Origin of the sequence: Streptomyces sp. G-G2, from assembly GCF_030063135.1 — a bacterium.
Lineage (GTDB): Bacteria > Actinomycetota > Actinomycetes > Streptomycetales > Streptomycetaceae > Streptomyces.
This window is the reverse complement of the sequence record NZ_JASISO010000001.1, coordinates 107737-120223: the sequence shown is the minus strand read 5'-3', so window position 1 is coordinate 120223 and position 12487 is coordinate 107737. Positions and strand designations below refer to the sequence as shown.

At 71.1% G+C, this 12487-nt stretch carries 13 protein-coding genes and 1 pseudogene; 6 read left to right on the top strand and 8 right to left on the bottom strand.

The features are described 5' to 3' along the window. The first annotated feature begins 54 nt into the window (after nucleotides 1-54). A complete protein-coding gene (locus tag QMF80_RS00555) occupies nucleotides 55-705 on the top strand; it encodes a hypothetical protein (RefSeq protein WP_283448519.1) in 651 nt (216 codons plus the stop codon). 44 nt (nucleotides 706-749) lie between these two features. Here the strand turns inward: QMF80_RS00555 and QMF80_RS00550 are convergent, their stop codons facing one another. After that, nucleotides 750-1349, bottom strand: coding sequence for a Uma2 family endonuclease (locus QMF80_RS00550; RefSeq protein ID WP_283448518.1), 600 nt, complete (start codon nucleotides 1347-1349; stop codon nucleotides 750-752). Between the two features lie 81 nt (nucleotides 1350-1430). Continuing rightward, nucleotides 1431-2045 carry an ATP-binding protein gene (locus tag QMF80_RS00545; protein WP_283448517.1) on the bottom strand — a complete coding sequence of 205 codons (615 nt, stop codon included), beginning with the start codon at nucleotides 2043-2045 and terminating at the stop codon, nucleotides 1431-1433. A 184-nt stretch (nucleotides 2046-2229) separates the two neighbouring features. Between QMF80_RS00545 and QMF80_RS00540 the strand changes: the two genes are divergently transcribed. Beyond that, entirely contained in the window at nucleotides 2230-3102 is an 873-nt protein-coding gene (locus QMF80_RS00540) for a helix-turn-helix domain-containing protein (protein ID WP_283448516.1), read from the top strand. After that, the gene (locus tag QMF80_RS00535) at nucleotides 3099-3302 is read left to right on the top strand and encodes a DUF397 domain-containing protein (RefSeq protein ID WP_283448515.1); all 204 of its coding nucleotides are present in this window, start codon (nucleotides 3099-3101) and stop codon (nucleotides 3300-3302) included. Before QMF80_RS00540 ends, QMF80_RS00535 begins: the two co-directional genes overlap by 4 nt. On the opposite strand, the gene QMF80_RS00530 is transcribed toward QMF80_RS00535, so the two are convergent. The 3 genes from QMF80_RS00530 to QMF80_RS00520 all read right to left on the bottom strand — a co-directional run bounded on the left by QMF80_RS00530 (nucleotide 3286) and on the right by QMF80_RS00520 (nucleotide 7892). Then, on the bottom strand, nucleotides 3286-5766 hold the full coding sequence (locus QMF80_RS00530; protein ID WP_283448514.1) for a helicase-associated domain-containing protein: 2481 nt from the start codon (nucleotides 5764-5766) through the stop codon (nucleotides 3286-3288). The genes QMF80_RS00535 and QMF80_RS00530 overlap by 17 nt on opposite strands. A 226-nt stretch (nucleotides 5767-5992) precedes the next feature. Continuing rightward, the gene (locus tag QMF80_RS00525) at nucleotides 5993-7426 is read right to left on the bottom strand and encodes an ATP-binding protein (RefSeq protein ID WP_283448818.1); all 1434 of its coding nucleotides are present in this window, start codon (nucleotides 7424-7426) and stop codon (nucleotides 5993-5995) included. Nucleotides 7427-7685: 259 nt separating this feature from the next. After that, nucleotides 7686-7892: a hypothetical protein gene (locus tag QMF80_RS00520; RefSeq protein ID WP_283448513.1), complete on the bottom strand. Its 207-nt coding sequence runs from the start codon at nucleotides 7890-7892 to the stop codon at nucleotides 7686-7688. Between the two features lie 20 nt (nucleotides 7893-7912). Here QMF80_RS00520 and QMF80_RS00515 point away from each other — a divergent pair. Continuing rightward, nucleotides 7913-8284: pseudogene (locus QMF80_RS00515) on the top strand (DNA-binding protein); the annotation flags it as partial. On the opposite strand, the gene QMF80_RS00510 reads toward QMF80_RS00515, so the two are convergent. Continuing rightward, nucleotides 8274-8588 carry a hypothetical protein gene (locus QMF80_RS00510; protein WP_283448511.1) on the bottom strand — a complete coding sequence of 105 codons (315 nt, stop codon included), beginning with the start codon at nucleotides 8586-8588 and terminating at the stop codon, nucleotides 8274-8276. The pseudogene QMF80_RS00515 and the gene QMF80_RS00510 overlap by 11 nt on opposite strands. Between QMF80_RS00510 and QMF80_RS00505 the strand changes: the two genes are divergently transcribed. Both QMF80_RS00505 and QMF80_RS00500 read left to right on the top strand, forming a co-directional pair. Beyond that, entirely contained in the window at nucleotides 8589-8801 is a 213-nt protein-coding gene (locus QMF80_RS00505; protein ID WP_283448509.1) for a DUF6119 family protein, read from the top strand. A gap of 170 nt (nucleotides 8802-8971) precedes the next feature. After that, nucleotides 8972-11041, top strand: a complete 2070-nt coding sequence (locus tag QMF80_RS00500) for a thioesterase domain-containing protein (protein ID WP_283448508.1) — start codon at nucleotides 8972-8974, stop codon at nucleotides 11039-11041. Nucleotides 11042-11315: 274 nt separating this feature from the next. On the opposite strand, the gene QMF80_RS00495 is transcribed toward QMF80_RS00500, so the two are convergent. Both QMF80_RS00495 and QMF80_RS00490 read right to left on the bottom strand, forming a co-directional pair. Further along, on the bottom strand, nucleotides 11316-11738 hold the full coding sequence (locus QMF80_RS00495) for a hypothetical protein (protein WP_283448507.1): 423 nt from the start codon (nucleotides 11736-11738) through the stop codon (nucleotides 11316-11318). Nucleotides 11739-11757: 19 nt separating this feature from the next. Beyond that, nucleotides 11758-12483 (bottom strand): hypothetical protein, encoded by a 726-nt coding sequence (locus tag QMF80_RS00490; protein ID WP_283448505.1) that lies wholly within the window; start codon nucleotides 12481-12483, stop codon nucleotides 11758-11760. Nucleotides 12484-12487: the final 4 nt, after the last annotated feature.

Below are 12487 nucleotides of genomic sequence, written 5' to 3'. Positions count from 1 at the left end.
CCCCGTCCCGCCGGAAGTCTTGATCTCGTTCAATCAGCGAGACGGGGGCATTCCATGGCCGTTCCGCAGCCGCAGACGCGCGAGTTCCAGGCGTTCAAGACCAATATCGAGTACGCCCGGAAGATGGTCCTCGCCGGCCAGAGCCTGGCGGCCTTCCAGTCCCCCGTCTTCGACATCGGCGACTTCTACCGCGCCGCCTGGGTGCAGGCGGTCAGTGCCATCGACCACTGGTTCCACGAGGAGCTGTACCGGCGGGTGGCCGACCTCGCCGCCGAAGACAGTCCCGGCATGCCCTACCAGCTGACCAAGTTCGAGCTGCCGCTGGAGAAGGTCGAGGAGGTCCGACGGGGTACGACCACGCTCGCCGACGCCGTATCAGAGCACGTCAAGACGAAGTGGGCGAATGCCTCCCTCCAGAACCCGCGCAAGATCAGCGAGGCGCTGAAGCTGGTCACGGAGGAGAACATCTGGGGCAAGGCCGCAGTTCAAATCAACGAGTGGAACCACGGCCGCACGGGGATGACCGACCAGACCCTCAAGAAGCAGTACATCTCGATCACCGACCGTCGCAACAAGATCGCCCATGACGCCGACTTGCTGGACGGCGACCTGAAGCGGCGACGGCCGATCTCTGACGCGGACGTCACCGACGCGATCGACTGGATCGAGCGGATCGCTCTCGCGATCGCCAAGGTGCTGGGCTGAACCTCCGGGCGCTGCGGACTGGTGTCCGTAGTGCCCTGAGCTTCTCAAGAGCCCGGCGACCTGCCATCGCCATACATGGGGAGGCCGGAGGTGGGCAGGTCTCCGCCGAGGTCGGCGGGGAGAGGGATGGGCTCGCCGTACTTTCCGTGGACGACGCCCTTGTACTCGGCTTCTGACGGGCGGGTGAACAGGGACCACGTACCGGTGCGGGGATCGATCTGGAGGAGGCGGGGGACGCGTGCCGCCGCGTACCACGCGGTCTTCTCGTTGATCCCCCTCAGCCGCTCGTTCGGCGAGATGACCTCCACCGCGAGGGCGATCGCGTCCGCGTCCAGCAGCCAGGCGTCGTCCTCCTTGAAGGCGCGCGGTCCGATGGTCAGATCCGGAGTCGCGTAGTCGTCCGGATCGTCGGGCATCGGAACGGACACGTTCTCGTACGCCTCATATGCGGCGGCGAGGCTGGGTCGGATCGCGTCGCGGAGGTCGATGACCGTCCCGGCGTGCTTGCCGCTCGGGCTCGGGGACATCATGAGAGTGCCCCCGATGATCTCCACACGCAGTCCGGTGGCCTGTTCGATCCGCTCAGCGGCGTCCCGCAGGTGGCCACGGCGCACGGGGATGGGGTGGTGGGCGGGGTCCGCCACGGTGTCGCCTCCTTGCCTGCGGAAAGTGAGTGCGAGGCCCAGGTGTACGGGGGCCTCGGCACGCGCACGGCGCGTTTCACCTTACGGCAGCCCCCGTACCGCCACTGGCTCCGCCGGGGGGAGGTGCAGGGGTGGGCCCTCGGTCAGGACGAGGACGACCGACAGGCCGCCGGTGGCGTGGTGGGCGGTTCGCACGCTGCGGACCGCGCGCCAAGTGCCCCAGATGCGGATGTGCTGGCCGGGGCGGACCGCGATCGCCGCGATCTCCCTCGTTGAGGGGGTGGGGACGAGGTCTGCGGCCTTCAGCTCGGACCAGACCGTCTTGCCGATGCCGCCCGCGCGGTCGCTGACGCCCCAGCGGTGGCTGAGCGCGTCCACTACCGCCAGCCCACGGCCGTGCTCGTCGTCCGTTTCTGGACGCCTGACCTCGGGTCGGCCGGAGCCGGCGTCGCTGACCTCCAGGCGCAGCAGCCCTTCCGCCGAGGAGTGTGCGATGCGGACGCGGACCTGGCGGTCACTGGGCGCCGGTGCGCGGAGCGCGTTGGACACAAGCTCGGAGAGGACGAGTTCGGCGGTGTGGAGGATGTCGTCCCCCGCGCCCCAGTCCACGAGTACGGCGTGCAGTGCCGCGCGGGCCCTTGGCGCGCTGCGCGCGTGGCGGGAGAGACGGAACGCGGCTTCGTTCAGTGCGGTCACAGCAGCCCCTTGAGGTTGATGGCTGGCGATCAAGTCACGTCGACAGGGGCCGGGTTGGCCCCGGCCCGACGAGCGTGCCGCACTCCATGGGATTCGTGCAATATTGAATGCAGCAGAATCGCCTCATTCACTCCTACGAGCAAAGCGCCGACGCGAAGGGCGCTGCTCTGATAGGGAGTTGTCCATGCCGAACGTGAAGCCATCCACTGTCCTCGGTCGTCAACTCGGCGACGAACTCCGCCGCCTGCGCGAGGCGGCGGGTCTCACCACCGCCGCAGCGGCGAAGGCCCTCGACTGCACTGGCGGCAAGATCAGCCGGATCGAGAACGGCCATGTGCCGGTTCGGACACCTGATCTCGTCGCACTCATGGACGCGTACGGCGTGAGCGCCCCAGAAACTCGCGAGCGCCTGGGCGCCCTGGCCCGAAGGGCCAACCGCCGTCGGCGAGAGGGCTGGTGGCATCAGTACGGATCGGTTCTCGCCGACGCCTACCGCGACTACATCGAGATGGAAGACATCTGCGACAGCATCAGGACCTTCCAGGCCCAGTTGGTACCGGGGCTGCTCCAGACCGCCGAGTACGGTCGGGCCGTCACCGTCGCCTCACGCGCGTGGCACAGCGCGGAGGAGGTCGACCAGTTCGTACAGGTGCGACTGGCTCGGCAGGAACGACTCGCCGGTGAGAGGAAAGTCGAACTCTGGGCCATCCTCGCCGAAGGCGTGCTCCGCCAGCAGGTGGGCGGCCCGACCGTGATGCGTGACCAGCTGGAACACTTGGCAGACATGGCGGAACAGCCCAACATCACTGTCCAGGTGCTGCCGTTCTCGCGTGGGGCGCACTCCGGTATGTTCGGGCCATACCTGCTGATGAGCTTTCCGCGGATCGCGGCGCAGAGCCTCGTACTGACGGAGACTCCGACGGGCAACATTTGGATGGAACAGGAGTCCGAGGTCGCCCGGTACCGGGAGCTCTTCGACGATGCCCGTACGTCCGCGTTGCCACCCACGGAATCGCTCGGGCTGATTCGCCACATCGCCAAGGAGCACAGACCATGAACCAGGCCCACTCTCCCGTACCCGACCTCACCGAAGCGGCGTGGCGCAGCAGCAGTTACAGCGGCGGCCAGGGCGAGTGCGTCGAGGTCGCCGACGGCGTCCCCGGCATTGTGCCCGTCCGCGACAGCAAGCGGCCCGCCGGGCCCGTGATCGGGTTCGGGCCCGGCGCTTGGCAGGTGTTCGTCACCCAGGTGTGCTGAGGAGCCGGGCCGCCAGCGCACGGGCGCTCGCCGGGACACCGTGGACCGGTTCGCCGTACAGGGCGTGAGCCTGGTCCAGGGTGGGCAAGAAGTTCGGTGCGCGGTCGGTGGGGGCGCGGTCGAGGAGCGTGGTGCCGGTCTCGGCTTCCTGAGTGGGGGCGTAGCCGGCGGCGCGCAGGGCGGTGAGGGTCTCCTCGGGGGGTGCTGTGGAGATCAGGACCGTGGGGGCGATCCGGCGCAAGCGGAGTTTGGCCAGGCCGCGGGCCTGGGCCACCTCGGCGATCAGTGCGGTGTCGTCCGAGCGGATGCAGCAGGCGGAGCGGACGACTTTGAGTTGTCCGTGGGTGCGGGCGGTGTCCTTGATCGTGTAGGCGAGCGGTTGTGGCAGCGGGGTGCCGCGCTCGCTCGCGGTGGTGAGGCGGTCGAGCAGTTCGTCCGCGCTCCAGCCGGCGTCCAGGGCCCGGCGTACGGAGGCCGCGGTGATCCGCCAGACCACGGCGTGCCCTTCGGACTCGATGTCGCCGACAGCGGAGAGCAGGTCTGCGAGGGCGGGCGCGGGCGCACCGGTGACGGTGGCGGTCAGGTCGCTCTGGAACCGGGCCCTCTCGCTGGGCTCGGGCAGCGCCGCGTACAGGTCCTCGCGCAGCGCGGTCACCGCCCGCGCCAGGGCAGGGCGCAGGGACAGGTCCTCGCCCAGGCCCTCGGAGCCGCGGGCGGACGGGTCCGTGCCCGCGCCGGGCACTGCCGGGTAGTGGTGGGCGGCTCCCGCCTCCAGCAGTCGGCACAGGGCCCGCCCGGCGGGGGTGAGCGCGCCGTGAGCGACCACGCCGAGCAGGGCCGCCTCTGTCAGCGTGGCCGCCAGGCGGTCGAGCACTCCGTCCAGTCCGGTCAGCTCCCCGGCGCCGTCTGCGGCCAGGTGGCCTCGCAGGGCGGGCTGGAACCACGCGGCCAGGGACAGCAGTTCGGTGTATCCCCGCGCGTCCCCGGTCAACCCGTGTCCGTCGGGGAGGACGGCGAGCGCTCGTAGGACCCCGGTGCGCAGGGTCACGGCGTCCTCGTCCTGCGGGCTGACGAGCGCGACCGGGGTCTCGTCGGGGTCCGGCCAGTGGCTGAGCACTGCGGGGACCACAGCCCAGGCGGCCAGCAGCGGCAGCAGCTTGCCCGCTGCGGGGGCGGCCGCCCACGCGTCATAGCGGTCGCTCGGCAGCAGCCGGGCGGGGGGCTTGGGGCCCTTGGAGTTCCGGCGGCCGCGGGGAGCGGGGGCCGGTTCGTCGTCCTGAGGCGCGGCCAGGCCGGCGTTGACCGCGAGGTCCAGCCACAGCCGGGTGTCGGCCTCATCGGCCCCGGCCGCCTTGGCCAGCCGCCGGGTGTCCCGTACGGCGATCCCGCCCGCCTTGCGGATCGCGACCGGCTGGGCGGCCAGCGCCCGCAGGACCAGTTCGGCCCGCCAGGCGGCCGCCGCGGCGGCCGTGCCGCCCTCACCCTCCCAGCCGGACGGCAGCGGCGCGGTGGCGGTGAACGGTTCCGGTTCCAGCCGGGGGCTGGGTGCCGCGCCCCCGTCACGGAGCGCACGGGCGACCTCGTACGGAAGCTCCACCAGGTCGAGACCGATGGGGACCAGCAGTCCGCGCTCCGCCAGCCAGTCGGTGCCCTCGTCGCCGCTGCCGCCCTCCCGGAAGACGTACTTGGCGTCCGGGCCCGCGTACTGCGCCCCATAGCGGCCGACGAAGCAGTGGGTGCGCAGCAGCGGCGGGCCGGGTACCAGGTGGTCCAGCAGCTCCAGCGCCCGGACCGGGGCGTCCGCCACCAGTGCCCGCACCCGGGCGGGATCGGCGAGCAGAGCGATGATCAGCTCCTGGGCCTGGTCGCGGGTACGGGCCGCGCCCTCGCCGAAGAGGTTCACGGCGATCCGTTTGACCTCGGGGGCGTTGTAGGCGTAGGTCAGCAGCCGGGTGGCGGTGCGCCCGTAGCCGTCGAACCCCGTGGCCCGGACATGCAGCAGCGGCGGCAGCGCCAGTTTCCCCTTGGGCGCGGGGAGCAACAGCGCGCGCTCCCGCAGTCGGGCGAGCGTGTGCTCCGCCCGCCGCCGCTTCTCCCCCGGCTCGAACCAGGCCAGTACGTCCCGCTCGGGCACCAGTCGGTCCGCCGGCTCCACCGCGGCAACGGGCTTGCGCTGTTGCCAGGGATACCGGGGCCCGTCCTCGGCCTCGCCACCAGCCACGGGGCCGTGCCGCTCCAGGGCGAGGGCGGCGATGGAGGCGAGCAACTCCAGTTCTCCGGCGGTGCCCGCCAGCAGGCCCTGGCCCACCGACTCGTCGGTGAGCAGGTGTTCGGCGAGGTCGAGCAGGGTGGTGATCCGTCGGTACTCGGCGGCGAGCGGCAGATCCCGCTCCTCCAGCAAAGCGGTCAGCCGCTCGGGATCCAAGGTGCCCAGCCATTTCGCGAGGGCGGTACGCGCGTTCACCTGGCCAGGCTAGCGCCGTCCGGTCACCCCGCGGAGGTGAACCGGACGCGTCCACTCGGACCGCCGTGCTCAGCACCGGCACGGGCTCCCGCCTCCGGGCCCACCACCTTGCCGCCGCTCGTAGGGGCTTCGATGCCCAGACGGTTCTCAGCGGACGGTCGATGCCTACTGCCACCGGGCGCCCGAGGTAGGTACACCACCATGACCACCCTGGCGGTTTCCCTGACTACCGCCAGGCACGAACAAGGTCTTCCGGACCCCAGTGCGCCGCAAGAGGCAGATCGTCCTCAACACCGCAACGGGACACCGCCACCAGCGCCGTGCCCGGCTCGGCGCCGGGCACGGCGAGCATGTCCCGCACCAGGGCGTCGTACTCACGGCGGCCGAACGGCTGCGCCTCCAGCCACTTCACCGAGCCGATGAAGTGAACCCGCCCCGCGACGGGTTCACGGTCGGCGCCGATCAGGTCGATCTCCGGGTTGTTCTGCCGGTTCCACCAACCCCCGACCGCCTCCGCCTGCGGCCACCTCTCATCGGGCAGCAGGCGCAGCAGCGATTCCCGGACGACCGGCTCGACGGCCCGGCCCCGCCAGGTCGTCCACGACCGCTCGATGCGCTCCAGCGCCAGATCACCGCGACCGCGCTCGATGAGCGGGATCCCGCGCTGGAGGAAAGCCAGCCAGAACCGGAGGTACGGATCGGCGATGCGATAGCGCTTGTTCTTGCTGTCCGCCTTGATCGAGAGGGGCAGGTCAGCGGCCAGGACCCGCTTGGCCAGCAGCGTGCTCAACAGCGGAGACAGCGTGCCCGAGGGCAGCACGCCCGCACCGCCGGCTTGTGCGGCAATGGTGGAGAAGGTCCGCTCGCCACTGCCGACCGCTTCCAGGATCGCGCGCGAGTGGGACGCCTCGGGAAACTCCCCCAGCAGCGACAGTTCGCCCGCCACCAACAGCGGCGCAAGCGGGTTGGACACAGCCTCGCGCAGGAAGTCTCTGCGGCCCATCCCCGGCCGCCAGGACTGAACGATCTCCGGGAACCCTCCGGTGATCAGCAGCGCGTCCACCGCTTCCGCCGCGTCAAGACCGGTCATCGCCTGCACATCGGCCAGATGCAGCGGCTGTACGGTCATCTTGGCCGCCCGGCCGAAGAACGGGCGGCCATAGGACTGCAGCGCCTCCATCACCGACATGTCACTGCCGACCAGGATCAACAGGACCGGCTTGGCGGACAGGTGCCGGTCCCAGACCGTCTGCAGCGCCCCCTCGAACTCCCCGTCCTGTTCCACCAGCCACGGCACCTCGTCGACCACCGCAATGCTCGGGGCATCGTCCGGAACCGCGACCGCCAGGGAACGCAGTGCCTGGTTCCAGTCGGCGGCCTGCAGCCCGGCCACCAGCTCGGCCCCGGGCAGAGCGGAATGCGCCAGCGTCGCGGCGAAGTCCGCCCGCTCGGCCACGGCGTTGCGTCCCCGGGTCGCCTGGAAGACCACGTACGGAAGCCCGGAACGGTCGCAGAACTCCTGGACCAGACGAGACTTGCCCACCCGGCGCCGCCCCGTCACGATCACAGCCTGACCACGGGTGGCGCCCGTACCATCGGCTACCAGGCCCAGCTGCCGCGCCAGCTGATCCAGGTCAGCAGACCTGCCCTTGAACTCCATCAGCGCCACATCCCCAGCATCCATTAAACGTAGATTCGATATTACGTAGATTGAATCTTACTTAGATGCTAGCTCGCTTTTGACGTTTACGTCGGCGACGCCGGGACGGCGGGGAAGGCGTCGCGCGCCTGCGCCTCAGCCCCACACTCACCAACGAGCGCCGCCGCGGATCCACCCCTGGGAGCTCGGACAGCCCGCCCCGAAGGTCAGTGACACAGAGTATCCGAGGAGTGACTCATACATTCGCCCGGGCCGATGCCTACGGGCCATCACATCCGCGGCCACCCTTACCGCGCTGCGCGGCGGTCGGGTCACCGTCATCAAGATCCGGCACTTCGCACTGCAGGGCATCCGGGACCATTTCCAAGTCATGGGACATGCCCGAACTCAGTCCAACCGAGTCCGGGCCTTTGTCGTTCGCGAGTGGGTTCATGTCCAGGTAGCCCGACTCGATCGCGTACTCCATGGCCGTGTTGAAGCCCCGCCGACAGCGAGGGGCTCGCCAAAGCCGTCCTTCACGACCGCACGGTCACCGCCTGGCTCGCCTTGGCTCGTGCCGACGATCTACGCGTGATCACTTCGGCTGCCACCCTGGTCGAGGCCGTCCACCCACGCATCAACCGCCCGGCCTTGGAGTGGACGCTCTCGCGGGTCGTCGTCGAACCGGTCACGGAGCCGATCGCCCGGCACGCCGCCACTCTCCTCGCCGACGCCGGCCTGCACGGCCACACGTACGCCATCGACGCCATGCCCGCCGCCACGGCCCTGGCCGCCGCGGGGCCGACCACGATCCTCACTTCGGATCCCGAAGACCTCACTACGCTATGCGGCGGACGCGTCACCGTCATCAAGATGTGACCAGACCGGACGGCGTCGGAATGTCGCCGACGGTCATCCCTTGTTCTGATGGCCAAGCCATGATTCGAACGCCATCAACTGTTCGCCCATAGCCCACCGCGCGGTCGGAGATGGCCTCCTGCCTCGCCTCGTGAAGGTGGTCCGCGAGGTGTCGGTTCCGCTCGTCCTCGCCGTCCCATGAGGCGTCGCCACAGATCCTCTTCCAGATGCCCTCAGCCCGATCGACGGCGGCTTGGCACTCTTGATCCAACTCTTCTTGGGTGAGGGTGGGATGGGATGCCTTGACGTCCTTCAGACGATTCATGTGTGTCTCCACGAGGCCGCGGACCTGCTCGGCGAGGACTTCACCCCGCGGAAGGTCGTCTACGCCATCTCGCTCAAGAGCGGCAAAGCCCTGACGACCAAGAACCTGTTCACCTTCTCCCAGGTGTCCCTGCTGCAGGCGGCCCGCGCGCTGCGCGCGCAGGGCGTCGACGTGGCGGTGGCCGCCATTCCGTCCCCGGACACCAGCGCCTGAGCCGTGTCCGTGACGCCCGCCCCCACCCCGCGCAGGAACCCGCGTGACGGTGCGCCCGCCCACGGGCGCGGGCCTCCGCCGGTCACCACCAACCGCCCACGGGTGAGGAGCGGGGTCGGTAGCGTAGTCCGGGAGCCGACAGGTCCCCCGGAACGGAGCAGACAGTCCCCATGCGCATGCACTACGAGCCCGATGACGACGGATTCGAGACAGCCCGTGACGTGTTCGTCGGGCGGCTGGAGCGGTGGGCCGTACAGGTCCAGGGCTCGGACGCGGTGGACGCCTTCGCCGTGGCCGTCGCGCTCGACTACCGGCACGGTGCCACCGTCGACGGACGGCTGGGGCTGTGGGAGCCGCGGCACGTCCAGGCGTTCCTGCTCGACTGGGCGCCCCGAACGCTCACGGTCCTGCCAGGCGAAGAACTGCCCGAGGCGCCGGAGGCACTGCGGCTGCTGCTGCGCTACCTGGAGGCCACCGGGCTGGCGGACCCGCGCGGGACGGACCTGGACACCCTGCTCGGCGCCGTCGACGACACGGCGGCCGGCTATCCACAGGCGATGGCCGACCGGACCCGCTGGGGGCTCGCGAAGTTCTGGACCACTCTCGCGGCCGAACAAGGCGTCGACCTGGGCAGTCCCGCGGCGCTGGCCCGCTTCACCGAACGCGCCCGACGCGGAGACATCCCGTACGACGAGGACGTACTGCAGGCGATCGCCGCACGGCACATGACCGAGGGACCGCCGGGGTCCCTGCGCGCCGAGCCGCAGTTGCCCGTCACCCTCCCGCCACCGGAGACGTTGAGGGCCGAGGCGGGGCGGGTGACGCTGCTCGGCATGCTTCAGGGGCTCACAGAATGGGCGGGCAGGGAAGGCCGGCCCCTCACGGCCACCGGGCGGCTGAAGACCGCTGACGCACGCGAGCTCGCCGAGCGGCTCGGCACCGGGGACACCCCGCCCGCCGCCGTGCGCTCCGTCGACGACCTGCCGCGCCTGAGCCTGGTCTTCGAACTGGCCAGGGCGGCCCTCCTGGTACGGGTCGTCAAGGGCCGCCTGTACGCGGTCGGGAAGGCCGTTGGTGACCTGAAGGACCCGCTCGCTCTGTGGCGGCGCGCGTTCGACGCCGTGTTCGGTATGCGGCGGCCGCTGCTCGGTGCGAAGAGCGGCTGGCATGCCGAGTCGATGCTCTTCGACGCCTACGAGGACATCCTCCCCGACGTCCTCAACACCCTCTACAGCCTGCCCCACCCCATGCCCTGGCCCCGGCTGCGCGACTCCGTCGACCACGCCTACCGGGTCCGGTTCCAGCTCGGCGGGGCCGCTGACCGGATGTGGTTCGACGACGCGCACCGCGACCTGCGCGTGGTGCTGGACCTGCTGGAGGAACTCGGCGCCGTCGAAAGGCCGGTGGGCCTCGCGGACCCCGTCTACCGGTCGTTCCCGCTCCCCGCGGGCGCCGTGCCCCCGGTTCCCGGCAGGGCCGCCGGAAGCGCCGCGCTCCCGGACGGCCGGAGCCCTGACGCCGCATCGGACACCGGCGAACCGTCCGACGGTCCCGTGGAGCTGATCCGCCTGACCGCCCTGGGCACCTGGGCGGTACGCGGCCGCCTGCTCGACGCGGGCCGCGACGCCCCCCTCGTCGGGGAACTCGCCCACGCGCCCGCCGCCGGCCTCCTGGGCATCCTCGCCGAGCACTACGACACTGACTCGGCGCGCCTCGAACTGGACCGGTGGGTCCAGTCCCACGACGGCCCCGACCGCGCTCTCCCCCTCCTCCTGGACGCCATCCGCACCACGCCCTACCGCACCCGTGGACAGGCCATGCTCGAAACGCTATGCGCCGCGCTGCCACAGGATGAAGGCGACCGGTTCGCCCTGCGCCTGCGCCGCGACCCACAGGTGGCACCGCTCGCCATCGGTGTTCTCGTCAGCCGGGGCCTCCTCGCCCCCGAGGACCTGACCGAGGCGGAGAGCCTGGTCATGGTCGCGGAAGGCATGCTCCAGTTCCTGGAGGTCGCCGGCGCGGACGGCTTCACCGATGCCGTCCGCGCGCAGGGAGCCGACTTCCGCGAGGCCCTCGACGTCGCTCTGACCGCCTCGCACCCCGACCACGCCGCGCTCCAGGATCTGCGCGATGCCGCAGCCCGGCTGCCGCGCACGCCTATGGCACGCGCCGGACGGCGACCGGGCACGACGGGCCGGCCCGCGCGCGGAGGAAAGCCGGGGCGTGGGCGCCGCCGGTAGGCCGCACCCAGGTCATCGCGCCCACGCGGGGGTTGCGGGGGTGGCGGCTGGCGGAGGGGAAGGCCACGGTCGCGCGGGCGCGGGTCCTGGAGGTCCGTCAGGCGTGGGAGACACGCCTGGACCAGCTCGCCCAGGACACCGGTCAGGCATGGCAGGACGTCGACAAGCTGATCGGGGAGCGCCGAGCCGCAACCCTGGACGCACATTCGCCGTGTACGGGTTCCGCGTGTGCCCGGAGGGCCGTGGTGGGCGCTGGGTGCGTCGTGGGGCGGGGTCACATGTCGCCGGCCTCCGGGTGGTGGTGGATGGGGAGGGTGCCGTGTTGGACCGCGTAGATCGTGGCGGAGTCGTGGGCCGTGTTCGTCTGGTGGAGGGTGAGGGGGCGTTGGGCTTCGGGGAGGGAGGCGGTGACGGTGGCGGTCAGGTGGGTGAGGGGGGCGTGGGCGGCGGGGTGGCGGCGCAGGAGGGCCGCCAGTTCCAGGGTCCAGTAGTCCAGCAGGGCCCGGCGGGCCGTGTCCGGGGTGTCGGCCTCGCGGACGAGGGCTTCGTTGCCGTCGAGTTGGGCTTCGATCGCGGCCCCGCGGGTGCGGTCGGAGCGGCGGAAGAGGGCGATGGCGGCGGTGCGCGTGTCCTGCCACAGGTCCGTGGCCATCGCCGTGACCAGGGCGGCGGCTCCCGCTTCCGCCAGTGCGGTCATGTCGTCCACCTGTCCCCCTTCACTTCTGTCCGTTGATGTGGATGTGCTGGCTGCCGTTCTGGGTCGCGTAGACGACGCCGTGGCCGGACGCCCGGTTGGTCATGTGTGAGGGCTCCGAGGCCGCAGCGGGATCCTGCGGGAGCGGGAGCGGGGTCACTGCCGCGGTGAGGCCCGGCAGATGGAGCCAGGCGCGCGCGGTGTGTTCCTTCACCGTGAAGGTGACCTCGCGGAAGGTGTCCGGGTCGATTCCCGGGTAGCCGTGCCGCACCGTCTCCTCGTGGAAGTGCTGGGAGACGAGGACCGAGGCCGTCACGGTCTCCGGCGCCGCGGCCAGGGCCGCGCGGGCCGGGGGCGCGTCCAGTAGGCGGGCGAGGACTTCGAGCGGCCGTCCCGTGACCTCCCCGCCCCGGCCGACGAAGACGTCGCCCGCGTGCAGGGCGGCCCTGACGCGGACCTGCGTCGCGGGGCCCGCCGTGCGGTTGTGGGCGCGCAGGCGGACCGAGAGTTCGTGGATCAACGGGTGCAGCAGTCTGGTCTTCCGTACGCCGCTCGGCGCGGTCACCCGCATGCCGTCGCCGAGGTCGTCCCGCAGGCAGGCGTTCCAGTCGATCCCGCTCTCCTCGAACGAGGCGCGCAGCGCCGTCGCGAGCACCTCGCGGATTCGCAGGAGCGCCACGTTGCCGCGGCCGGAAGAGCGTTCGATGTCGACGGCCAGCACGGCCCGGTATTCCAACTCGTGGTCCATACGG